The sequence below is a fragment of the Methanobacterium congolense genome, from assembly GCF_900095295.1.
GTDB lineage: Archaea > Methanobacteriota > Methanobacteria > Methanobacteriales > Methanobacteriaceae > Methanobacterium_C > Methanobacterium_C congolense.
The window spans coordinates 2,080,202-2,104,882 of sequence record NZ_LT607756.1; the positions used below are offsets into that span (position 1 = coordinate 2,080,202).

The 24,681-nt window shown below is 37.7% G+C and carries 22 protein-coding genes; 12 read left to right on the forward strand and 10 right to left on the reverse strand.

Annotated elements, in window-relative coordinates:
* Positions 1–67: 67 nt before the first annotated feature.
* Positions 68–925 carry a TIGR00269 family protein gene (locus MCBB_RS09865; RefSeq protein WP_071907603.1) on the reverse strand — a complete coding sequence of 286 codons (858 nt, stop codon included), beginning with the start codon at positions 923–925 and terminating at the stop codon, positions 68–70.
* 35 nt (positions 926–960) lie between these two features.
* Here MCBB_RS09865 and MCBB_RS09870 point away from each other — a divergent pair, with 35 nt between their 5' ends.
* Entirely contained in the window at positions 961–1,263 is a 303-nt protein-coding gene (locus MCBB_RS09870) for an MTH1187 family thiamine-binding protein (protein ID WP_071907604.1), read from the forward strand.
* A gap of 285 nt (positions 1,264–1,548) precedes the next feature.
* Here MCBB_RS09870 and MCBB_RS09875 read toward each other — a convergent pair whose 3' ends face one another.
* Both MCBB_RS09875 and MCBB_RS09880 read right to left on the reverse strand, forming a co-directional pair.
* Positions 1,549–2,643, reverse strand: coding sequence for a DegT/DnrJ/EryC1/StrS family aminotransferase (locus MCBB_RS09875; RefSeq protein WP_071907605.1), 1,095 nt, complete (start codon positions 2,641–2,643; stop codon positions 1,549–1,551).
* A gap of 281 nt (positions 2,644–2,924) precedes the next feature.
* On the reverse strand, positions 2,925–3,839 hold the full coding sequence (locus MCBB_RS09880) for a CPBP family intramembrane glutamic endopeptidase (RefSeq protein ID WP_071907606.1): 915 nt from the start codon (positions 3,837–3,839) through the stop codon (positions 2,925–2,927).
* A gap of 170 nt (positions 3,840–4,009) precedes the next feature.
* Here MCBB_RS09880 and MCBB_RS09885 point away from each other — a divergent pair, with 170 nt between their 5' ends.
* Entirely contained in the window at positions 4,010–5,191 is a 1,182-nt protein-coding gene (locus tag MCBB_RS09885) for a tRNA (guanine(10)-N(2))-dimethyltransferase (RefSeq protein WP_071907607.1), read from the forward strand.
* 276 nt (positions 5,192–5,467) lie between these two features.
* On the opposite strand, the gene MCBB_RS09890 is transcribed toward MCBB_RS09885, so the two are convergent.
* Entirely contained in the window at positions 5,468–6,148 is a 681-nt protein-coding gene (locus tag MCBB_RS09890) for a hypothetical protein (RefSeq protein ID WP_071907608.1), read from the reverse strand.
* Between the two features lie 471 nt (positions 6,149–6,619).
* On the opposite strand from MCBB_RS09890, the gene MCBB_RS09895 reads away from it, so the two are divergent.
* The gene (locus MCBB_RS09895) at positions 6,620–7,315 is read left to right on the forward strand and encodes a DUF4013 domain-containing protein (protein WP_071907609.1); all 696 of its coding nucleotides are present in this window, start codon (positions 6,620–6,622) and stop codon (positions 7,313–7,315) included.
* 256 nt (positions 7,316–7,571) lie between these two features.
* Entirely contained in the window at positions 7,572–8,279 is a 708-nt protein-coding gene (locus tag MCBB_RS09900) for a DUF4013 domain-containing protein (RefSeq protein ID WP_071907610.1), read from the forward strand.
* A gap of 238 nt (positions 8,280–8,517) precedes the next feature.
* Here the strand turns inward: MCBB_RS09900 and MCBB_RS09905 are convergent, their stop codons facing one another.
* Together MCBB_RS09905 and MCBB_RS09910 are read right to left on the reverse strand one after the other, a co-directional pair.
* Complete coding sequence (locus MCBB_RS09905; RefSeq protein ID WP_071907611.1) at positions 8,518–10,377, reverse strand: glutamate synthase-related protein; 1,860 nt, start codon at positions 10,375–10,377, stop codon at positions 8,518–8,520.
* 11 nt (positions 10,378–10,388) lie between these two features.
* A complete protein-coding gene (locus tag MCBB_RS09910) occupies positions 10,389–11,066 on the reverse strand; it encodes a GltB/FmdC/FwdC-like GXGXG domain-containing protein (protein ID WP_071907612.1) in 678 nt (225 codons plus the stop codon).
* Positions 11,067–11,232: 166 nt separating this feature from the next.
* Between MCBB_RS09910 and MCBB_RS09915 the strand changes: the two genes are divergently transcribed.
* The gene (locus MCBB_RS09915; protein ID WP_231916353.1) at positions 11,233–11,790 is read left to right on the forward strand and encodes an ArsR family transcriptional regulator; all 558 of its coding nucleotides are present in this window, start codon (positions 11,233–11,235) and stop codon (positions 11,788–11,790) included.
* A 300-nt stretch (positions 11,791–12,090) separates the two neighbouring features.
* Here MCBB_RS09915 and MCBB_RS09920 read toward each other — a convergent pair whose 3' ends face one another.
* On the reverse strand, positions 12,091–12,312 hold the full coding sequence (locus MCBB_RS09920) for a hypothetical protein (RefSeq protein WP_231916354.1): 222 nt from the start codon (positions 12,310–12,312) through the stop codon (positions 12,091–12,093).
* A 129-nt stretch (positions 12,313–12,441) separates the two neighbouring features.
* Between MCBB_RS09920 and MCBB_RS09925 the strand changes: the two genes are divergently transcribed.
* The 6 genes from MCBB_RS09925 to cofG all read left to right on the forward strand — a co-directional run bounded on the left by MCBB_RS09925 (position 12,442) and on the right by cofG (position 18,156).
* Entirely contained in the window at positions 12,442–12,924 is a 483-nt protein-coding gene (locus MCBB_RS09925) for an Lrp/AsnC family transcriptional regulator (protein ID WP_071907615.1), read from the forward strand.
* A 461-nt stretch (positions 12,925–13,385) separates the two neighbouring features.
* A complete protein-coding gene (locus MCBB_RS09930; RefSeq protein ID WP_071907616.1) occupies positions 13,386–14,447 on the forward strand; it encodes a histone deacetylase family protein in 1,062 nt (353 codons plus the stop codon).
* A 9-nt stretch (positions 14,448–14,456) separates the two neighbouring features.
* The gene (locus MCBB_RS09935) at positions 14,457–15,134 is read left to right on the forward strand and encodes a DUF2100 domain-containing protein (RefSeq protein WP_071907617.1); all 678 of its coding nucleotides are present in this window, start codon (positions 14,457–14,459) and stop codon (positions 15,132–15,134) included.
* A 346-nt stretch (positions 15,135–15,480) separates the two neighbouring features.
* A complete protein-coding gene (gene mptA, locus MCBB_RS09940; protein ID WP_071907618.1) occupies positions 15,481–16,458 on the forward strand; it encodes a GTP cyclohydrolase MptA in 978 nt (325 codons plus the stop codon).
* Positions 16,430–16,870 (forward strand): DUF2120 domain-containing protein, encoded by a 441-nt coding sequence (locus tag MCBB_RS09945; protein WP_071907619.1) that lies wholly within the window; start codon positions 16,430–16,432, stop codon positions 16,868–16,870. Before mptA ends, MCBB_RS09945 begins: the two co-directional genes overlap by 29 nt.
* Before the next feature lie 194 nt (positions 16,871–17,064).
* Entirely contained in the window at positions 17,065–18,156 is a 1,092-nt protein-coding gene (gene cofG / locus MCBB_RS09950) for a 7,8-didemethyl-8-hydroxy-5-deazariboflavin synthase subunit CofG (protein ID WP_071907620.1), read from the forward strand.
* 58 nt (positions 18,157–18,214) lie between these two features.
* On the opposite strand, the gene MCBB_RS09955 is transcribed toward cofG, so the two are convergent.
* The 3 genes from MCBB_RS09955 to MCBB_RS09965 form a co-directional block, all read right to left on the reverse strand.
* Entirely contained in the window at positions 18,215–21,283 is a 3,069-nt protein-coding gene (locus MCBB_RS09955) for a PAS domain S-box protein (RefSeq protein WP_071907621.1), read from the reverse strand.
* A 180-nt stretch (positions 21,284–21,463) separates the two neighbouring features.
* Positions 21,464–21,994, reverse strand: a complete 531-nt coding sequence (locus MCBB_RS09960) for a nitroreductase family protein (protein WP_071907622.1) — start codon at positions 21,992–21,994, stop codon at positions 21,464–21,466.
* A gap of 159 nt (positions 21,995–22,153) precedes the next feature.
* Positions 22,154–22,879 carry a class I SAM-dependent methyltransferase gene (locus MCBB_RS09965; RefSeq protein WP_071907623.1) on the reverse strand — a complete coding sequence of 242 codons (726 nt, stop codon included), beginning with the start codon at positions 22,877–22,879 and terminating at the stop codon, positions 22,154–22,156.
* A 592-nt stretch (positions 22,880–23,471) separates the two neighbouring features.
* Here MCBB_RS09965 and MCBB_RS09970 point away from each other — a divergent pair.
* The gene (locus tag MCBB_RS09970; protein WP_071907624.1) at positions 23,472–24,359 is read left to right on the forward strand and encodes a CBS domain-containing protein; all 888 of its coding nucleotides are present in this window, start codon (positions 23,472–23,474) and stop codon (positions 24,357–24,359) included.
* Positions 24,360–24,681 lie beyond the last annotated feature (322 nt).

Here is a 24,681-nt window from a genome sequence, read left to right on the forward strand (position 1 = left end):
TATAGTTTTCTTTTCCCACACTTTTTTTATTAATTTGATTTTTATTTGCAGTTAAGTTTATTTGCACTTAGGGGCTTTCCTCTTTTTTTATCTCTTCAACCATTTCACAGGCCTTGCATATGTTTAAAGACGAGGGTTCTCCACAACGTGTGCATTCACCCATTTCTATCTGCTTTTTATGGAATTTGAATGTTTTTTCAAAGGACTGCAGTATTGAAAGTTTAGTTCCAGGCCTTCTGGATTCAAGGTTGTTCAGATAATTCTTCATCTTGGCCCTGAGGGAAGTTTGGGAGTAGGGACATTCTGCAAAGTGCACGTCCACCTCGTTCATAACCGCCCATATTCCAACATCCCTTTCAGGAATTTTCCACAGGGGTTTTATTCTTGGAACCAGTTTAGGGTGTATCCTGTCGAGTTTTGGCCCGAACTTGGTGAACCTTCTGAAATCTGCCCTTGCAAAGCTCATGAGAAATGATTGTATCTCATCGTCAAGGTTGTGACCAGTTGCAAGTTTATCAGCCCCCATTTTGAAGGCTGTTTTATTTAGGAGGTACCTCCTGAAAACTCCACATGGGATGCAGCCACTCTTGTAACGATCTACAACATCGTCAAGTGCAAAGCCAAATTCTTCCTTGAACGAGGATTCAACGAGCTCAACATCCATGTCATGTGCAGCTTTTCTAGCTGCTTCAATACCATAAGCACGGTACCCTGATATTCCTTCATCAATTGAAACTGCTTTTAATTTAAAATCAAAATCTTTCATGAATTTAGAAAGTAAATGAAGGGTTAATATACTGTCCTTCCCACCTGAAAGTCCCACAACAACCAGTTCTCCCGGTTCGATCAGTTCGTAGTCCCAGATAACACTTCTTGCAGTGTTTTCTATGTACGCAGTGAATCGTTCCGGATCCAGTGTTTTCATAAAAATTATATGAAAAAGCAAACATAAATAGAAGTATGATATCTGCTGAAATTACAATAATTCCCATAGGAACCTCCGGGACCAGTTTAAGCCGTTATGTGGCTGCTGCAGTTTCAGCCCTGGAGGAAACGGGAATTAACTATGAGTTAAGTGGAATGGGAACTTTACTTGAAACTGAAACACCAGAAGAACTTTTTAAAGCAATTGAAGCTGCACATGAAGCTGTGTTCCGTGAAGGTGCCCAGAGGGTTACAACCAGTGTCAAAATAGATGACAGAAGGGACGTTGAACGCAGCCTCAAGGATAAAGTGTCTTCAGTTGAGAGGAGACTTAAATAAGGCCAATATCAAAGGGAAGTTAATGATAAGTTCTTTAATCTGCTTTGATAACTCAGTACTGTAGAAGAATTCTTTAGAATTAGGTTGAATTAAGATAGACACTTCTATAAATTTTTTTTAACAATTAAGGAGTTTGAAAAAGGTTTTTGAATAACATGCTCTGAAAATGTTTCATAACACTGCTTTGAACAAATAACTGATTTAAAACTCGAAAAGCTCTGAAGATTTAAAATAAAAGAATAGGTTTAAAATAAAAGAATAAAAGAATTAGATGTTGATCTAATTCTATAAAATAGTTTTTGAAGCCTTTTCAAGGGTTGAAACTATCTTTTCAAGGTCTGATTTTTCAACTGAAGGATGTACTGGTATGGATATTACACTTGAAGCTGCTTCTTCTGCTTCTGGACATGATGCTTTGAATCCCATGTCCTGGTAGATCTTCTGCTGGTATATTGGTTTTGGGTAGTGTATACCTGTTCCAATTCCCTCTGCATTCAAGAATTCAATGAGATCATCCCTCTTGGACTTGTCAACGCGTATAGTGTACTGGTGGAAGACGTGCTTCACATTTTCAGGTACTGTGGGTGCTTTTATTCCATTTATTTCATTTATTTTTGATGTCAGGTACTTTGCATTTTCAATTCTCTTTTCATTGAATGTATCAAGCTTTTTAAGCTGAGCAAGACCTATTGCAGCGGCAACATCCGTCATTCTGAAGTTGTAACCAAGCATAACGTGGGTGTAACGCTGGCTTTCACCATGGGCCCTGATTGCACGTGCAGCATCTGCAGTAGCGTCATCATCAGTTGTTACCATTCCGCCCTCGCTTGTTGTCATGTTCTTGGTTGGGTAGAAGCTGAAGCAAGCTGCATTTCCCATTGATCCAACCATTTTACCCTTGTAAACTGCTCCATGGGCCTGTGCAGCGTCTTCTATGACTTTTAGATCATTCTCATCTGCTATTTCATGTATTGGATCCATGTCTGCAGGCTGACCGTAGAGATGTACAGGCATTATGGCTTTTGTTTTATCCGTTATGGCTTCTGCTATCTTTTCAGGGTCAATGTTGTAGGTTTCAGGGTTAACATCCACGAAAACTGGTTTTGCACCAACGTAGAGTACTGAGTTTGAGGTGGCTGCGAATGTGAATGGAGTGGTTATTACCTCATCTCCAGCTTTTATACCTAGAGCAAGGAGTGCTGTGTGGAGGGCTGTTGTTCCTGAGCTTGTTGCAACTGCATGTTTCACTCCAATGTACTCTGCAAATTTTTCTTCAAATTCTGCAACCTTAGGGCCCTGGGCAATGAACCCTGACTTTAAAACCTTAACAACTTCTTCTATTTCTTCATCACCGATGAGAGGTTTGGCAATTGGTATCACTATTTTCACCTTATTGTGTATCTTTTAAGTTAATTTAAAACCAAATTTTTTTTTATATAAACCTTAAAAATCATTTTACAACAGTCATTAACCTTAATAACATCAGATATACTTATGATGTGCAAATAACTATTGATAAAAAAATGTGGGTTTGAATCTGTCATTTGAACCTGTTTTCATATCTATCTGGAACTCCCAAGTTCTGGCATGGTTTCACCAGTCAAAGGTTATGATGAGATTTTATATAAATATTGGTAATTCTCAGTGAACTCATGCATGGATCAGTCATTCCACTGGAACACCCTACGAAGTTCAGATTTTTTATTCCAAAATAGGATGATTAACACTGCCACTGCAGCTATGAAAATGCCTATGGTTCCTGTAACAGCATCTGATTGTTGCACTGTAATTATTGAGGGCAGGTTTCCCAGCCCTGAATCAGTCGAGTTGTAAATAAGAGCCACAAACATGTTGTTTGCTATGTGAATCCCCATAGCTGTTTCTAGTCTGTTTTCACCCAGGACTATAATTCCCAACATTAAACCAATTACCAAGGTACCTGCAACCATCATAACACTCATTTGAAGGTCTGTTCCATTAAAAAAATGCACCAAAGCAAATAAAATAGATGTTGCAAGCAACGGAATAACCGGTTTTTTGGAGAGAAGCCCAACAGCCTGCATTAGGTACCCTCTGAAGAATATTTCCTCAAAGGAAGCCTGTAACGGAAATGCAATGACACTCAGAATGAGGAGTAATCCAAAGGTTTTTGGGTTGAAGGTTATCTGGTAGTCCTGAGCAGTTGTTAAAAGTGGGATAAAAGTCAGTGCTGCCATTAAAGCCGTCCAGATACCTGCACCCTTCAAAAGTTTCATCCAATCAAATTTTCCTGTGGTGTTTATGAGGGATGTGAATTTTTTCTTGTGCATGAACCTTACACACAGGTAGAAGAGTAAAAATGAGATCGCATAGGCAATGAACACTATGATAAGGAGGAACAACCCATTTGATACAAGGGAATTCAGATCAAATTGATAAAAAGTATTTGGGACCATGTAAATGAACGCTACCATTAAAACTGCTACCAATACCCCGGTGGCCAGTATCCCCCCACCCCAAGATATGATTATAGTTAAAAGGTATCTCCACCAGTTGTTTTTACCATTGGATCCATTGTCCAGAAACAGGTTGTGCATTTAATAATTCCTCCAATTTATAATTGAATACCGACATAATTTTGACATAAGCTAAAATTTGACACATAGTTAGATACCATGTTCAACATGTACAATGATTATTAAGATTCACTTAGAGTACTAATATTCAAGGTTAAATAATTAAATCTTATCACCGGTGGTTCAGGAAGATGGATGAAACGCGTATAAATGAAGAAACCATTCATGAAGGAAAAGTCACAATAAAAGTGCCTCATTTTGATAAAGTATCAGCTAAAGCCCCTGTATTTTATAATCCAGTTATGGAACTCAACAGGGATATTTCAATTGCAGCCATAACTGTTTTCAGTCAGGATGCTGATGGTATCAGTATCTGCGACTCCTTTGGAGGTACTGGAATACGGGGCATACGATACTCCAAGGAAATAGAAAAGGTTCGAAATGTTGTTATAACTGATTTAAACCCCCTTGCAGTTCAATTTGCAGAAAAAAATATTAAAAACAATGGAACAGAAAATGTAAATGTTTACAGGGAAGATGCAAATCTAATGCTGCGTAGATGCAAAGGCAAATTTGATGTTGTGGACATAGACCCATTTGGAACACCCTCACCTTACATAGAATCTGCTGCAGCAGTTTTAAGGGCAGGAGGCATGATATGTGCAACTGCAACCGATACTTCAGCACTTTGCGGTACCTACACCGAACCCTGTATCCGTAAATATGGTTCCATGCCCCTGAAAACTGATTACTGTCACGAGAACGGCATAAGGATACTTGCAGGTTTCATGGCAAGGACCTTCGCCAAGTACAAGAAGTTCATTGAGGTCAAGTTCTCCCACAGCACAGAACACTACATGAGGATCTACGCAACAGTTGGTAAAGGTGCTAAGAACACTGATGAATCACTTAAAAACCTTGGTTACATAGCACACTGTGATAAATGTCTTAAAAGAATTGTTTTCAATGGTTTGACCCCTCAAATTCCAGAGAAATGTCCTGAATGTGGAAGTAAGTTGAGGGTTGGAGGTCCACTATGGTGCGGTACCATTATCAACAGGGATTTCACAGGAAGCATGATTGAGTCCCTTGATGAACTGGATTTAAATAAAGAAGCTGAAGTTCTCAAACTCTTTGAAACATGTTACAGTGAAGCTCAAGCGCCTATAGGTTACTATGACATCCACAAGGTCTGTAAGAATCTGAAGATAAGTTCGCCACCACTCTTGGATGTTCTTGAAAGGATTGAAGATGAGGGTTACTTCGTTTCACGAACCCATTTCAGTCCAGTGGGGATAAAAACTGATGCAGATATTTCCGAGCTTAAAAGAATTGTTCTGGATGTTAAGGATTCTGTTGAAGGTTCAGATTAAATTGTGACCTGGAATTTACTTAATACACATATCATCATCTTATTTTTCCTTTTTTTGATTATTGAGTTCTGGAGTACTGGAATTTGGATTACTGGAATAAAATCTAAAATAAAAATAGAAGTCTAACAATTAAAAAAAACAAAATTTTAAAATATTAAAATTAAAAAGAACTGAAACTTTAGAAAAAAATGGGTTTTGAATGATTCAAATGAATGGGGATGAAATGGGGAGGGCATGGATCCTTAATATATCCATGATTCACCATTCATCTTTTCATCATTCGTAGTTCAGCATGTCGTGGGTGTAGTAGTACTGAAGTTCCGATGCATGCTGCAGTTCGAAGTTTCTGTAGGGATTGTTGAGGTACGGGAATATTTCACCTGAAAGTACGTAGTAATAAGCTGCAAATCTTCCGTACTGCTTCCAGCATACGTAGTAGTAAAGTGGGAAACCGCATCCCGGATTGATTATCGCACTTCCAGATCTTACAGTTCCGTGCCATACCATAGGTATGGGCCCCTCCTGACCGTGCGCTTTGGCTTCCCTCATGACCTCTGCCCATGCATCTTCGTAGTTGTCGAACTCCTTACCATTCACCATGATCTTCCATTCATCGTCTGGAACTCCAAAGAGGAAGTACTGCACAACCTGCCCCCAGTCTATAGTCGTTGAGGGTGATGATTCGAATGCCATTTCAATTATGTATGTTCCATTTTCGTTGTAACTCAAGTACCTTGAAGTTCCCTTGTAATGCACAACAAGAGCACACTTAGAACCTCTCTCAGTAGCATATTGAGCTAAAAGTTCTGAATGTTGATGCCCAGGGTACATATCTGGATTTGCAAGTTTTACAAATGCCAACCTTCCCAGAGGAGCAACATCTCCAGTTTCACTTGAAATATAAAGGTAACCCCCAAAGAATATAAGAATTACCAATAGAATTACGTACCATTTCATTACTTCACCTTGTAAAGTTTTATAAACCTCTTTAGGGTTATAAATTATCCTTCTTTTTATTATTCTTCTTTTTATAGTTGTTTTTTGGGTTTATTTTTTATTTCTATCCTTTGATGGAAGTTTTTACGTCTTTTTTATTCTGTTTTCTCTTTGTATGATTCCCATTATCCTTTTTGTTTCCTTTTAAAAAAAAATTCACAAATATGGTGAAATTTTTTTTATTTTTGTTTGATTTTCTATTTGTAGTTATGTTCATGGTTGGAGTGATCAAAAAACAAGCATCCTAATGTGCAACATAACTCATCATTGAAATGAGATGGGGTTATAAAAAGAGAATAAAATATTCTCTAAAATGAAGATTTTTCTTTTTAATTCATATATATTAAAGTTTGCTACTTATGATTAAAACATCCTATTTTATATGAAAATAATCTCATAATACACATATTAATTAAAAAAGAGGTGAAAAAAATGAATATTAGTGATATAGTATCTGATTCAGTTAGATACCCATCATCTAACTGGAAAAAAGTTGTTATATTAGGAATTTTATTCATAATAAGTTTTTTAATTATTCCAGTGTTTTTAGTAATGGGATATGTATTTAGAGTTCTAAAAGCATCTTTAGCCGGATTAGACGAACTTCCTGAATTCGATGAATGGGGAGAAATGTTCATAGACGGTATTAAAATCTTTGTGGTCGAATTTGTATACTTCATAATTCCTGCAATCGTGATACTTTTAGGTACATGGGGTGCAGTAACCTCAATGGTAGCAACACAAGGCGTTGGATCAATGGCCGCACCTACAGCATTACTAGGCCTATCCGGAGGAGCCTTAGTAGTTGGAATCATACTTGCAATCATATTCGGTTTAGTAGCAGTAATTGCAATAGCAAATATGGCTTATTACAATGGAGAACTTGGAGCAGCATTCAGATTCAGTGAGATATTAAGCATAATATCCAAAATTGGATGGGTAAATTACATAATTTGGTACATCGTTATGATGGTCATTGGATTCATTGGTGGAATTATTGCTTCCATTTTGAACATAATTCCATTAATAGGATTTGTGTTAGCACTTCTTGTGGTCTATCCATACTTGTACATGATCTTTGCAAGGTCGTTAGCACTGTTATTCACCTCCATAGAACCCGTGGAATAACTAAACCAATTTTTCTATTTTTTTCTATTTTTTAAGTATAAAATCTTTCATGAATTCTGGAAAAATTTTAGAAACTTTTAGAAAACATACATAATTTATTTTGAATATTTAATTATTATAACTCAAAAAGAGTTTAAAAAAAGGATTATACTATTTTTTAGATTCCATAACAAATTTTTCAAGGCTTAAAATTCAAAATCTATTTATGGTAATACCTTCATAAAAAATTTATAATAAAACAAGGAGGTAAAATAGAATGGACATTGGAAACGTTATGACAGACTCGCTTAAGTATCCCTCTTCAAATTGGAAGAAAATTCTTATACTTGGTTTTATGACCCTTTTCAGTTTTTTAATCATTCCATTATTCATAGCAATGGGATATTTATTAAGAGTCTTAAAAGCATCCTTAGCAGGTCTGGAAGAGCTTCCAGAGTTTGATGAATGGGTGGACATGATAGTGGATGGAATTAAAGTTCTCGTGGTGGGGATTGTTTACAGCTTGCCTGCAATAGTGATCATGATAGGTTCAATAATAACCATGTGGGCATCCATAAGCTCCATGACGGCAATGCAAAGTACGGGAATGTATCCATCAACAGCACTTGGAATGTTCACTGGAATCGGATTCGTTGGTTTTTTAGTTGCAATGCTTTACTTACTTATTATAACACCAGTACTCTACGTTGCAATTGCCAACATGGCCTACTACGAGGAACTGGGCGCTGCATTTAAATTCAGTGAAATACTTGGTTTAATATCCCAGATTGGGTGGGTTGACACCATAGTGTGGTACGTTGTTGTGATAGTGATTGGATTTGTTGTAGCATTTATAACAACTATACTAGGTATAATTCCAATTATTGGATCCATCATATCACTTTTAGTCGTGTACCCCTACTACAACATTTTCCTCTACAGAGCCGTAGCATGGCTCTACGCGTCAGCATTCCCTGAGGAGTAACAACTGATTTTATTTTTTATTTTTTTATTTCCATTTCTAAAGAAATTTTTTAAGAATCTTAAAAAAAGGAATCTAAAATCCAGTGATTTTAATAGAGGTTGGTAATAAATATCGGAGGAGGAATTAATTTAAACATTGAATAAGCTGATTGATACTTGTTCTGACTGAAAAAAGTTTGGAAAATAGAAAAAATAGAAAACAGGAAGTTTTCAGACTTTTAAACTGGTAAATCTACGTTTCATGTTCCAACAAGCCTCAAACCTGTTATGTCCACAGAGCTTGAATTCAAGGCTCTGAGATCTTCGGTTGAAAACTCCCTTATGTCGGAATGTCCTGCAAGCTGGGCAAGCATCTTGGTCTCTTCTGTAATTGATTTTATGTAATTTGCAACCCTCATGGCAGCAATATCAACGTCCAGCCGTTTTCTGAGGTTAGGGTCCTGTGTTGCAACACCAACCGGACATTTACCTGTGTAGCACATCCTGCAGGCACGGCAGCCCATCGCTATCATTGCACCGGTTCCTATGTACACTGCGTTGGCCCCCAGTGCCATTGCCTTGGCAACGTCAGCACCACTTCTTATTCCCCCGGTTATTATGAGATCCACGTCATCCTTCATACCAATCTCTTCAAGTCCTCTGACAGCTTGTACAAGGGCAGGAAGTGTTGGAACGCCAGTATGCTCAATAACAACCTCTGGAGCTGCACCTGTTCCTCCCTCCATTCCATCAACTGAGATTATATCAGCACCTGCCTCTGCAACGATCTTAACATCTTCATCAACCCTTCCAGGTCCAAGTTTGACTATGATTGGAACCTTCCAGTCCGTTACCTCACGGAGAAGCTCTATGTGTTTGGCAAGGTCTCCATCCCTGGTGGAGTCAAGGAATCTTGCAGGGCTCAGTGCATCTGTTCCAAGGGGTATTCCACGGATCTTTGCAACCTCGGGGCTGACCTTTTCAGCCAGGAGATGGCCGCCCATACCTGGTTTTGCACCCTGACCTATCTTCACTTCAATGGCATCTGCACTGCGGAGGTAATCTGCTGAAACCCCAAATCTACCGGATGAGTACTGTACAACCAGATTATCAGCAAAATCTCGCTCCTCTGGAAGCATTCCTCCCTCTCCAGTGTTACTGCATGAACCTACAAGGGTTGATCCCTTTGCAAGTGCCAGTTTACACTCCTTACTGAGGGCTCCAAATGACATACCTGCTATGAGGACAGGTGTTTCCATTACAAGGGGATTTTCAGCGTTCCGAGTGCCCAAAACCACCTTTGTATTGCATGATTCCCGGTACTTGTCAACCGGAGCTATTGAGGCCTGTGCAGGCAGTATGACTATGTCATCGAAACTTGGAAGCCGTTTTTCGGTACCGAATCCACGGAGTACGTACTTCCCTGCCTTGGAAGTGTACCTTATATCTGCTATCGTCCTTGGATCCCATATACTTCCTCCTTTTGTTGGTAAAAGTACTGGGCAGGCTGCTGTACATGATCCGCACATTATACAACGGGTTTTGTCGATCTCTGCATGGTCGTCGATGATCTTTATGGCGTCGGTTGGGCAGACTATCTCACAGTTTCCACAGAACACACAGAGTCCCTCTGTGTTGGATGCAAGATCCCCTGAAGGGGACAGTTCCTTGGTTGAATTTCCAGAGATTCTGCCTTCCATCTCAAAGCCTCTCTGAAGGCCTGTTGCAAAGTCCTTTATATCCACAACTTCAAGACATCCTGCTTTACATGATTCAACACATGCTGGTTGTCCACCGTTCACTGTGCACTGCTGTTCACATTTAATCATTTCGTTCTCTGTGCAGTTTATACTGCCTATTGGACACATAAGCATGCAGAGTCTGCAGCCAATGCATCTGTCCTGATCTATCTTTACGATTCCATTTTCTCGGTATATAGCATCCCTAAAGCATCCCTTGATACATGAAGGATTCAAACACTGCTGGCAAACTACTGCATGGTACCCATTTGTCATTTCATGTAGGAATAAAGTGTTTTCACCGGTTGCCTTGGTGCATGCATCAATACAATCGTTACATCCATCACAATCTGTTGGTTTTGTTAATAGTATCTGTTTCATTGTATCAACACCTACTCATCGTCCTGTTTACCGTAAAATGGTCTGAGATCTTTGGGTTCTATTTTCTTAAAATCCATGATATCCGTATTTATATCGTAGTTTTTGAACAGTTCCAGCAGCTTCTCCTTGTCATCAGATTCAAGGGGCTTCACTTCTGCATTTGTACCGGTTTCAAAGTTTCCTGCAACGTATATCGTGCCGCCTATCATCCAGTCACCGGTATCAAGTCCAGCATCACCTGTAACTATGATATCACCACTCAGCATGTAGAGGCCTGCAAGATCACCGATGTTACCCTCCACGATTATGGTTCCTCCCTTGTTGAGCTGGCCAACAGCGTTCCCTGCATTTCCATAAACCATTATAGTTCCTTTGCAGACTCCAAAGCCAACACCTTCCTCTGCGGATCCATTGATTATAATTTCACCAGAGGTCATGTTGTCTCCAACGTACCTGCCAACGTTTCCCTGAACTTCAATGCGAGCTCCATCGTTAAGAGCCCCTAAAAAGTCCCCTGCATCACCATTCACGATTATGTCTGCATCTTCACCTAAACCCACTGCTATAGAATCTAATTTTCCATGATTTTCCAAAAAAAGTTTTTCTTCAGGTTTTAAAGCCTTTTTTATCTCAAGATTCAACTCATGAGTTGACAAACCCTCTGCACTTACGGTACCTTTAGATTGCAAGTTTTAACACCACCTATTTTTTTACATCTTAATCTGAAATCCCATATGAAATCATTCCAAATCTGATTTAACGCTGGTTGAATTGAGGTTTAAATTCGTTTTATAAGAAGCTTGCTATTTATATAACTTTGAACTTATACAATTCTATATTGAAGTGAGACAGGGGGTGTTTGGTTTGAAAACATTGATAACGAATTTAAATGGGCATTGCCTTTTCGATGCTTCAAGAAAAACACAGACAGAAGGAATTATAATTTTACATGAAGGAAAGTACAGGAAAACCGATCTTGAAGATTTTCTCAAGGGTGGAGACATAAAAATAGAAACAGAAGATCCATACGAGGCCTGCATGAAAATTGAAGACATTATCAGGGGCACAAAAAAGCATGGAAAAGTATTTGTGGCATGTAACGGCAGAGGTTTGGGTCCTTTTTTAAATTTCGTGGCCAACAAGGTTGGTGTTGATGGAGTGTTCACCTGTTATAAAAATAAAATCGTAAGGTTGCCAATTCTGAAGCTGGATCTCTCGGATACAAGGATGAGAATACTTAAGATTCTCTATCTTAACGATTTGACAGCCCGCGAAATTGGTGAAGAAGTAAAAATATCCCGTGCGATGGTTTATAAACATTTGAAAAGTCTTATGGATCTGGGTTTGGTTAAAAAATCCAACTCCCTGGAAAAATATTCCATAACCAATGCAGGTAAACTCTCAATTTCATAGATATTTGATAAATAATCTCATATTTGATAAATGGATATTTAATAAGATATTTAATAATATTTAACCTCATATAAAATAGAAGTCTTCAAACTCTCTGTGTAGATTACGAAAATGCGAGTTGATGAGAACCCCACTTATAAAAAAGCAAAATAAATATATGTGAACTGGAATATTCCATTTATCATGAGATACTCATAAAAATAGTGTTAGATGAAGTTTTTTTGTTGATCGGTTGTTTGTCTTAAAAATAGATTAACCTTAAAAATAGATTAAAAATAGATAAAAATTAGGTTGAAGAGTTTATTCAACAGGGTATTCAATACGAAGTTTATAACTTGCCCTTTCACTTAAAAGAACTGTTCCCGGAACGAAGTAGTCCTCAAACTTCTTAACTTTCCTTACGACACATGGATCTATTTTAAGGTTTTTCGTGTAGGAGCTACACTCTTCATCATCTATCATTCCCTTTTTAACAAGTTCTATGTATCTCATCCTTATGGTTTCCTCGTTTAACAATTCCATTTTAACCCCCATATAATACAGTGCCAAAACTTATATTTAAATTGTTTGCATAAAATTATAAAAATTGTATAACTATTTATAGAATAAATGTTTAAAAAATAAACATTGTTCAGTAAAATGGTGAAAGGTATGAAAAGTATTGATGAAAAAGAGAAGACAACAGACATAGACGAAATCGATAAAAAAATCCTTGATTTGTTCAATGAAGATGGCAGAATGTCCTACCGAAAAATAGCCAAACGTTTGGATATCTCCATAGGTACCGTGCACAACAGGATAGAAAAACTCACAAACACGGGTATTATCAAAAAATTCGCACCTGTCATCGACCACAGCAAACTGGGCTACAACCTCACAACCATAATAGGAGTTCGTGTTAAAGGTGGTATGCTAAAAAACTGGGAAGACAAAACAGCCTTCCATAAGAACGTGCTCTGCATGTACGATGTAACTGGAGAGTTTGACGCCATCCTGGTAACACGCTTTAAAGATACAACAGAACTGGATGAATTTATAAAAGCTCTCCTTAAAGAACCAGATGTCCAGAGAACATACACACAAACAGTTCTGAACATAGTCAAAGAAGACATCAGTTCGAGTAAAATGATCTAGATTGCTGGAACTTCTACTTTTAAAGGCTACCACCACAAATGTAAATAATGGTTTCAGTATGGATTTCAACCCAAGATTATTGTTAATATTAAAAAATAAGGTTAAAATTTTATTAATATTAAAATATACGCAATATCAATCTATTTAAAACAAACCGTGCTTTTAGGGTGAGTTTCACTAACGATCCCTGCTCTGAAATTGGATTATGTTTCAATGATGAAAGAGGATTTGAACTTCAAATAATTCAAATTATATTTAATTATTTTTTATTTTATTAGTGAATCAATTAATATTATTGAATCAATTAAAAACATTTTTTCAAAGGAATTTAGACCGAATGGATTAATAACAGGGATTTACATAATTCTACTGAGGAAATCTACTGAAGAAATTTTTTCCATATCCTCAATAGGGGGTTCTTTTATGGATCCAACCATGAATATTTGTTTGGAGGTCTTGAATTGATTTCCATTGTATACTCAGATGATTACAAGAATCATTCAACAGGAAATCATCCTGAAAACAACACGCGGATAACCTCCATTATGGATGCGTTTTATGAACAGATAAAAACCAGGACTACACCTGAAATTCCAGTTTTAAAACCTGAACCTGCGTCTAAAAAGGATTTATTTAGGGTTCACCCAGAAGAACACGTTGAAATAATTCGTTCCTTCTGCAGGGAAGGTGGAGGTTACCTTGACTTCGATACCTTCGCATCCCCTGAAACCTACAGAACAGCTAAGCTTGCGGCTGGAGGTGCGATAACTGCATCAAAGCTTGTTTTAGACGGACATGACTGTTCTTATTCAATTGCAAGACCCCCCGGACACCATGCAACGAAAGACAGTGCCATGGGTTTCTGTTTCTTCAACAACATGGCTGTGGCAATTGAGCACCTCAGGGAGGTTTATGGTGTAGAGAAGTTTTTCATATTTGACTTCGATGTTCACTACGGTAATGGGACAGCTGAAATATTCTACAACGACCCTGATGTTCTTTACATCTCCATTCATCAGGACCCTAGAACGATTTTTCCGGGAAGGGGTTTTGTGGAAGAAATTGGAGCAGGTGAGGGGGAAGGTTGTAACCTGAACATTCCAATGCCTCCAAGATCAGGGACATGTGATTACATCTACATACTCGATAGAATTCTGGAACCTGCAGCAGCTGAATTTGGTGCTGATCTCCATTTTCTGGATGTTGGATTCGACTGCCACTTGGAGGATCCCCTCTCAAATATGGGTATTGACGATGCATTTTTTCCGTGGATTGGAGTTAAAATGAGGGATATTGCAGACTCCATGGTCCTGGTACTTGAGGGGGGTTACAACCTTGAGGTTCTCAGAAGGTGTAATGTGAAACTAATAAATGTGTTGAATACTGAAGTAAGTACTGAGGAACTTAGTGATATGAAGGATATGAAAAGTTATCTTTACAAGGAAAGGGAAGATGTGGATCCCAAAACAAAGACCTTGTTTAAAGACATTCAAGATACATTTTCACCATTTTTTGAATTTTGAGGCGATTTTATGGAAAAATTCAGAACTGAACAGACACAGGCACTTTTAGAGGAAGCTGGAAAATCCAGAACCCCTGCAGTGAAATTTAAAAGCCCAAAAGAAGGCAAGATCAATTCAGAATTGTTTGGAAAAACACTGAATCAACTGATTGAATCAGAAGAATTCATATACACCAGCAGACCCTCTCACGTACTCAACGAAGAGGATGCTCAGAGATTCTGCAGTAAGATAATTGATGTTAGAAAGAATTTAGATGATATGCTTGCTGATTTTGGGGTTATTGAAAGAGAAGACCAGGAAGATGAGATCAAAAAGCTTTCAGAGAACTTTTTGATCATCACCACCAAAAGCAACTTCAAAAAAGCCCTTACAAAGCTTGGTGTGGATGCCCAGCACATAATCGTTGCAGGTGTGCCTCTCCAGGCCGAGGATATGAAGCTCATAAATCCTAAGATACCTGATGCAGCACTTAAATCTGTTGGAAAGAAGATTGAACATGTTAAAAATGATATAAAACGAAAAACCGAGCAGTTCAATCCCAGTGAGATTCTGGTTGTTGTTGAAATGGACAAAACCGGAGAGGTACTTGGGAAGAGGGCCCATGAAATCTACGGTGCGAGGGCCATAACCATTGAAAATCTAAAGGATGTGACTGCAGAGGAGTTCCGGGCAAAGCTGTCCCAATGACAGAGGAATTTTTGATAGAGTAAAAATTGAATTGAAGTAAAAATAGGGGAATCTGGGATAATTTCAAAGAATGGATACAGCTTAGAGTAAGTTTATTTAAATTCCAATTTTTAAGTAATTTTTTTAAAAGAATTTATAACCTTATTTTATAGCCTTATTTATATACAAGTTAAGTTAATTATATCACAAGCCAAGTGGATGGGATGGATTTATTTAAATTTTTTATAAATTATAAATGAATTAGATAGAATAAATGAATCAAATAAAGATTCCATACGTTAATGCTACTATGAATATTATCCAAAATTGAATATCATGAAAAAACTATCATTTAGGGGTGAAAAAATTGGATTCATGTTTTCCAGATACTCAGGATAAGATACCCTCAATTCCTGTGTACCTTACAAGAGTTGGAGTTACTGGGGTAAAAAAACTTTTAAAAATTGAAAGGGATGATAAAAGACCAATAGTTCTTTTACCAACCTTCGATGCATTCGTTGACCTTCCAAGCACACAGAGGGGTATCCACATGTCAAGGAACCCTGAAGCCATAAGTGCAGTTCTTGAAAAGTCACTGGAAGGAAGTGCAGTGGAAGTTGAATCTCTCTGTGCTGAAATGGTGAGCTGCCTCCTTAAAAAGCATAAGTATGCCAAGAGGGCTGAGGTGAGCATGAAGAGTGAGTTCATGATCATGAAGAGATCTCCAGTCACCAAGATCAAGACCCAGGAAATGACCAAGATCATGGCAGACTCCGTTGGTTACAGGGATGAAAAGGGAGTTAAAATAAGGAAGATGATTGGTGCAGAAGTTGTTGGAATGACTGTGTGTCCCTGTGCACAGGAATCAACCAAAGAATCTGCAAAAACAAAGCTTCTTGAGTTTTTGGATGAGGAAACAACCCAGAAAGTTCTTGAAACAGTTTCATTTGCATCGCACAACCAGCGCGGTCGAGGAATGATCATGATCGAGGTTCCTGAGAATCAGAACGTGCGTGCAGAGGAAATAATACGGATCATTGAGGATTCAATGAGTTCTCCTGTCTGTGAACTCCTTAAAAGGGATGATGAAAACGCAGTTGTGGAACATGCCCATAAAAATCCTCAGTTCGTTGAGGACTGCGTTAGGAACATGGTCCAGAAGATCGTTTCTGAGTTTTCGTATCTTCCTGATGATGCTATGGTAACAGTTAGACAGGTTAACGAGGAAAGTATACACAGACACAATGCTTTTGCGGAAAAAGTTGCCACTATGGGGGAATTAAAAGAGGAAATAGAGCGTATGGAGGCTAACGGATTTGACACGTACACACGAGGTTGCAGGTAGGATAATGTATGAACTTGAGGCCTTCGACAAATCAAGGCCCTCAATAGACAGTCCACAAATACTCATTGTAAGAGGTATGTCAAAAAAGAGAGTGGATCATCAGGAAATGCCCTCTTTACTCTCAGATCTTATGAAAAAGCTGGGAGCCAGAAGGGTTGACATCATTTCAGAGGAAGGTGGAGACATTATAGGGGCAATGGACGAGGGCATCCGGGCCTGTGTGGATGTTAATGCAGAAACTGATGTCCAGGGGATCATGAGGATGAAGGAATCCTTCGAGGGCATGAACTGCCACGTGGAATATGGGATGGGAGTTCTTGGTAAAATTGCTCTCTTCATAATACTCTGGAAGGATAAAAGTGGAATGGGCCCCATGTTCGTTGAACTGGTTGTATCCAACAGGGCAGCTTAAATCCGTGCATCCCCTAATTTTTGAAGCAAAAAATATTTTCAACTCCAATGAATCGTTCATTGAAGAAATTTAAATTCAATTTTTATCTTTTTTAGAGAGAACATGATTATTCACGTGACTCATAAAGTAATGGATCATGAAATAACAATTGGACCAATGACAGATCTCCTGAATAAATTAAATGGATGATATTAATGCCCAAATTACTAAAAAAAGACATAATATCCCTTTTAAATGCCGAATGTAATGATGTGCTATCTTTGATGGTGGATGTAAATTCCAAAAGGATCCATGAAACCATCACCTACTCTAAAAATGTTTTCTTACCCCTCACAGATATTTGCAGGAACGAATGTGGATACTGCACCTTTAAAAGAAAACCTGAAGATCCAGAGGCGATGATTCTCATGAAACCTTCAGAGGTGATGAAGGACTTGATACTTGCAGATGGATATGCCTGTAGGGAAGCTCTTTTTGCATTTGGGGAACATGCCGATGAAACAGTACAGGTTGCCAGGGCACTTGAAGATCTGGGTTTTGGGAGTATGTTGGAATATCTCTACTTCCTTTGTGATGAGACCCTTAAAAAAACGAATCTTTTACCCCACAGCAACCCTGGAATTCTTAAAAAAAGTGAACTCAAGTATTTGAGGGAAGTCAACGCATCCATGGGGCTCATGCTTGAGACAACAAGCCAGCGTGTTATGGAAACAGTTGCACACAAGAAGAGTCCGGGTAAGGAGCCTAAACTGCGTATTGAAACCATTGAAAATGCAGGTAAACTCAAAATACCCTTCACAACAGGACTTCTGATAGGCATAGGAGAAACCATAGAAGAACGTGCTGAATCCCTCCTTGAGATAAGGAGGCTTCACGATAAATATGGACATATACAGGAAATAATCGTGCAGAACTTCAAACCAAAACCAGGAATACCCATGCAGGACTTTAAAGAACCTTCATTGTTAGAGATGGTGAAGATGGTGGCTGTGACAAAGCTCCTTTTCCCTGATGTGAGTGTTCAGGTACCGCCTAACCTCAACTGGGACACTGCCCAGATCTTCCTAATGGCAGGTGCAGATGACTGGGGAGGAGTTTCACCTGTAAGCAAGGACTACGTGAACCCAGAAGCACCATGGCCAGAACTCGATGAACTTAAAAACATTACAGAGGAACTAGGATTCCAATTGGAGGAGCGACTTCCAGTTTATCCAGAATTTATCTCAGAAGAATTTTTAAGTCCAAGGATACTTGAAAAGATAGAAAAGGATTCCTTGAAAAAATAAAAGATAGTTTTAAAGAGGCACTGAAAGAAAAAGTTAGGGACGATCTGAATCTATCAGATCATGAATTTAACTTTACAATGAATTCTGTGCCCTTATCTCCATTGCAGTTATCGACCTTCAATTCACCATCCATCTGTCCAACCAGTGTTCTTACAAGCTGTAATCCAAGGGTGTCTGCAGTCTCCACGTCCAAATTTTCAGGTAAACCCACACCGTTGTCAGAAATTTTCATTAAAAAGCCTTGATCCTCTGAATTATCAAGTGCATCTATTTTTATCAGGATTTCACCAGGCATATCCCCAGGAAAAGCATGTTTGAAACTGTTTGAAACAATTTCATTAACTATGAGCCCAGAGGACACTGCACTGTCAATATCCAAGAATAAATCATCAGCAACCACCATTATTTTTATCCGTTCTTGATCAACTCCATTGGAACGTGAAATATCCTCCACAAGACTCTTCACATACTCTGAGAAGTTCACTGCTTCCATGTTTGGGGATTCGTACAGTTTTTCATGGACAAGTGCTATGGATTTAATGTGGTTCTGGCTGTCCCTGAACTTTTCTATTATCTGATCACGGATGTACTCTGATTGTAGACCCGTGAGGCTTGATATCATTTGCATGTTCTTTCTAACACGGTTATGAACATCCTTTAGAAGTGCTTCCTTCTCCTGGAGTGACGCCCTTGTTTCATTCTCAATACTCATCTGCCTTTCAAGTTCTGTCCCAAGTTTTTCAATCCTATTCTCAAAGTCAGAACGTTCCGATTCAATTTGTTCCTGGAAATCCTTCTGGGTTCTTTCAAGGCTTAACCTTAACTCCTTGTTATGATCTGTTTCAGATTTTATGGCTTCATCTAACTGGTTAAGCTCTGTATTTTTTTCAGCCAATTCTTTTTCAAGTGATTCCTTCGTTTTTTCAAATTCCAGGGTTTTTGTATGAATTTCTTTTTCAAAAACTGATTTTTCCTTTTCAAATGAATTTTGAGCTTTTTTATTTTCTTCCAATTGTTTTTCAAGGGTATTTTTTATATTCAGGAGATCGTTAGATATATTTTTAACACTATCCTCAAGTTCATCCCTTTTTTTCTCTAAGGATCTTTCATGATCCTTCGTCTTTAGTATTTCATCATTCAGATCTTCTATTTTGGAGTTTAAAGATTCCTTCATGGCTTCAAATTCATATGTTTTATCCTTGATTTCAACTTCAAGGTTACAGAGTACTCCGTTCATTTCTTCCTCGATCTTCTTCTGACGGGTTACATCATGACCCACAAACTGAAATTCATCTATTTCCCCGTTTAGATTGAAAACTGCCTTTGTAACCCACTGCCACCACTGAACATCCCCTTCAGGCATTATAATAGGGCTTTCAAATAGTTTAACCGGATTTTCAGCATCGAAGGAGTTCATGTAATCCTTCATCCGTTCCTTGTCCTCTTCTTTCAGTGAAAATACAAAGCTTCCCTTGGTTTCATCACCGAAGTATGTCTTGTAAACCTCATTGGAAAAGGTGAGCTTCCCATTTGTATCCAAACGGCATATGGGTTCTGTTTGATCGGTTAATATGGATCTGTACAACGCTTCATCGTGTTCAAGCTCTTCTTCATGGATTTTAGCATCTGTAACATCTCTGATAAGAACTGAAATCCCATTTAAATATGGATATGTATTTATTTCAAAAAATCGAACATATTCCCCATCAATAATAAATTTTTTAACCATAAAACCTTTTTTATTCGTTTCAAGGGTTTTTTGATATAAATTTTGGACATCAACCCCATCGATATCTTTTAAAAGAGAGGATATGGGTTTTCCAACTGCATTTTTATAAGATATTCCTGTGAAGTCATGGGATGCATCATTCCAGTGCGTGCAGTTCAAATCATTGTCAAGTGCAAAAAATATGGGACCTATACCACGTAATAGTTGCTCATAATCGTTATTAATTTTCTTTAAAGAGCCTTCAGTTGTTTTATATTCTGTTAAATCCTTGAACTGTACAAGGTACATCTTTGAAGAGATATCCTCAATTTCATCGATTTCAAGAGGTTTTATAGATATTTCAAAACATATAAAATTAGATTTCGTTGTTTTAAAAGATTTATAATCTTTAAAATCTTTAAAATCAAATTTAATTTCATAAACAATCGATTCATCATTTAAAAGCTTTTCTTTTTTACCAGGAGGTATTTTAAAGTCTTTGAAGAGATTGAATTCGCTTAAATTGGATAGATCAGAAGTTCCAAAGAGATCCAATGCAGCGGGGTTTGCATCCACAGGAACGCCATCAGAGTTGCATATCCCCATTCCAATGGTTGAATGGTGGTATATGCTTTTGAACCATTTTTCACTTTCTTGAATGGATTTTTCAGCCTCAACCTTTTCTGTTATGTCCTGAAAAACAAGGGTTGCACCTACAAATTCACCCGCATCATCTTTAATGGGAGATATACTGTATTCTATGGGTATTTCTGATCCATCCTGCCCATTTAAAGTGGAATTACTGGACATGCCTGATTTTTTTATAAGTTCCTGAAGGGGTGTCTCCTGACCCTCAGCCATGTCAAGGTTTAAAATTTTCATAAAATCCTTTAAAGAAACTTTACCCAGTTTAAATCCTGTAAAAAACTCTGCACACTTGTTCATGAAGGTTATGTTTCCTTCAGCATCAGTTACTACAACTGCTCCCATTGAGTTTTCAAGTTTTTTATCCAGCCATTCACCATTTTCCTTTAATTTTAGTACTATTCCGTGTTTGTGAAGGGCGTTGCCAATGCTTTCATGAAGTTCTTTCTCTTCAAAGGGTTTTATTAAGAATCCGTATGGTTCTGTGACTTCAGCACGCTCCAATGTACTTTTATCGCTGTAAGCTGTCAGGTATATAACTGGAACATCAATGTTATCCCTTATTTCTTTAACGGCATCTATACCGTCACCTTCACCCTTTAAAACTATGTCCATTAAAATGAGATCTGGTTTTATCTCTTCAGCCTTTTTTACAGCTTCCCTCCGGGAAAAAGCAAAAGTAGGTACATCGTAGCCCCAAAATTTTAGTTTTCTTTGGAGTTCCATTGCAGTTAATCCTTCATCCTCAACCACCAATATCCTTTCACCGGCCATATCAACACCCCAACGATCTTAACACCTCAAAACATGTAATAGAAGCTATAATATTTTTATTATTAACCATATAAAAGGTATTCGATTATACCGTGCGACCTCAAACAGGAAATAGAAAAGGTTTACTGTGAAATGTTAAAAATTTAGTTAAAAATAAAAATAGAGGGTTCATGACCCTTTTTACATATCATTGAATGTTTCACAATTCATAAGGTCATCAATTTCACGTCTCAATGGAGGATATGGTTTTTCATCAGGATAACCCAATGGAATAAGTGCAACTGGCTGTATATGCTCTGGAACATCCAATGTTTTCCTAACAAGTTCTTCATCAAATGCTCCAACCCAGCATGTGCCAAGTCCCAGTGCATGAGCTGCAAGAAGCATGTTTTGAGCTGCACATGCTGCATCCTGAATGCAGTAAAGGTCACTACCCCTTTCTTCATATATATTAGCCGATCTCTGTTTATCTGCACATAAAACCAGTACTACTGGTGCTTTTGCTATAAAATCCCTCATGTAAGCTGCAACTGCAAGTTTTTCCTTGGTCTTTTCATCCCTTACCACCACAACCTCCCAGCTCTGAATGTTTCCTGCAGATGGTGCCCATATGCCAGCTTCAACAATTTTAAGGATTAAATCCCTTTCAACATCCTTTTTTTTAAACTTCCTTATGCTTCTTCTTCCAGAAATTGCTTCAAAAACATCCATCTTCACGAAACCCCCTGTTTTTTAGGCCAATACAGATGCATGAATTTAAACCATGAAACTCGATACGAGATTTCACGTTGAAAGTTTTTAATTACCATTCCAATTTAAATCACAATTTAATCATTTAACCTTGGGATCTTAAATTTTTATCCAATCGTTCTATCCAATCCTTGCATCAATGACAACGTGATAAACACCAGGGGAGTAGGGTTTTATGATCCTTTCATTGAGCACCTGCACTTCACGTTCACCTGCTGCCTCTTTTATACGATCAACAGGCCTTTTGAACTTTATACAGTCAGGTACAGACTCATGGTAATGGATGACTCCCCCATCCTTGAGTATGTCCATTGCAACCGGCAGATACTCATTGGTATTTCCAATGTACCCCATTAAAACCCTGTCTGCAATTCTACGGGGTGCGGCTTCCCTGCAGTCTCCAAGGATAGGCTTAACAACGTCTTCAACCCTGTTCAGAACTGTGTTCTGGCATAGGTAGTTGTAAGAAACAGGATTTATCTCAACTGAATAAATTTTAGATGGTTTTGAGTGCACTGCCATGGGTATTGAGAAGTATCCAATTCCTGCAAACATGTCCACAATCGTCTCACCATCTTCAGGCATAGTGGACATTCTTTTGCGTTCCCCAGTGTTTCCCTTGGACCACATAACTTTTGAAACATCCATCTTAAAGAGACAGTGATTTTCCTTGTGAATGGTCTCTGTGCCATCACCAAACAAAACCTTAACTTCAGGTTCTCTTTTCAAACCTTTTATATGACCTAATTTAACCACGCGTTTCACTCCAGGTATTTCCAGAAGTTCTTGGGGGTTTTCAACATCCTGCTTCACAACCAGAATGTCACCGATTACTTTACCCTTCATAGATTTATTTACACCTGAGGATAATAAATAAGTTGTTCAGAGAAATGAATGAAACCTTTAAAAGAGTTTTTTGGATAAAAAAACCTAATATTTAGCATTAAATATCATTTAAAGTTTAAACAAAGTTAAAATATAATTAAAATAAGAATCATCAGAAAATAAACTCGGGCAATATATTTAATAATCAAAATAATGTATTTAATAATAAATAATACGTTTCCAATTATTTTCAACAATTTTATTAAAAATAATTGAATTTTATTAAAAATAAGTTGATCTAATGATTAAGATTGAAATTCAATAAAAGTCACACATCATTCGTTACCTGAAGAAGAATAAATAATAGTAATTTAAACTCCATATTGTGTGATAAATGAGAATTTCCCACCAAAAATGAATCCATGCTATGGATAAACTGGATCACTGCAAAATACATGGAAAAAGCATTTTAAAGGCCATTATAAATTAAAAAAAGTTTAATTCAACAAAACCATATTAATTGGGATGAACAACATACAAATAACAATATTTATTTTATTCAAATCACTAAATATTCGCAAGACTTACAAAATATTATTGTAAGGTGGCTAATATGTTTACACCCGTCCAAAAAGAGATCCTACAAATCTTGATCGACCTTTACAAAAAATCAAATTACCGTCCTGTTAAAGGGGAAGAAATTGCCTCGGTTATGAACCGTAACCCTGGAACCATAAGAAATCAAATGCAATATTTGAGGAGTTTACACATAGTAGAGGGCATTTCAGGCCCTAAAGGAGGATACAAACCAACTTTAGAAGCTTATCAAACTTTAAACATCAACGTAGCAGACGAAGAAGCAACCGTCCCCATATTTAAAAAAGGAAAAAAGGTAGAGGATGTAACAGTTACTAAAATAGAATTCGGCAGCATACCCCACCCAGCAGGATGTGAAGCTGCAATAAATATTATGGGCAATATAAAGCAGTTCAATCTTGGAGAAGAACTTAGAGTAGGTCCAACTCCCGTCAATAAGCTTGTGATCAATGGCAAAATTGTTGGAAGGGATGACACTGATAACATTTTACTGCTGGATGTTGGAGACCTGCAAAGTATTCCCAATAGATCCGTTCTAGAAATTGCCAGTCAAAATCTCATAACACTGGACCCCAGTATGGATATAAAGGAAGCAGCATGGATACTATCCAACAATGGAATAGATGGAGCACCTGTAATGAAAGGCTCGGACATCCTTGGAATCTTAACACTGACTGACATTACACGGGCAATTGCCAATAAAGAAGAAGATCTCAGAATAACGAAGTTGATGTCTAAATACATAAAAACTGTGAAACACGATGTTAAGCTTCCAAAGGTCATTGAAACCCTGAATAAAAACAAAATTGGGAGACTCATCGTTGTTGATGAAAAGGGAACCCCCATTGGAATTGTAACAAAAACTGACATCATAAACAGGATGGCAGGTCTGTATTTACATTGATTAAAGAACAGTTGAGTAAGAATATGGCAATATCTTTATGATACGTTTAGAGTAACTAGAATACGAAACAAAATCTTTTCCAATTATTGAATGGAGAACCTTAATTCAAATTCCATGCTTATAGTTATGGGATGCTAGAAGCAGCCGAAACTTAAATCATGCCATTTTTTTTCTAATATTAAGATTAACCTTTTATGATTAACCTTATTTTTTAATTTTCTCAATCAAAAACACATGCGATGTTGTTTTACATTTTCTCTCAGAGTCAATTTATCAACTTCTCAGGTTTTTTAACTCCTAAAATGATTCAGGATTAGGAATA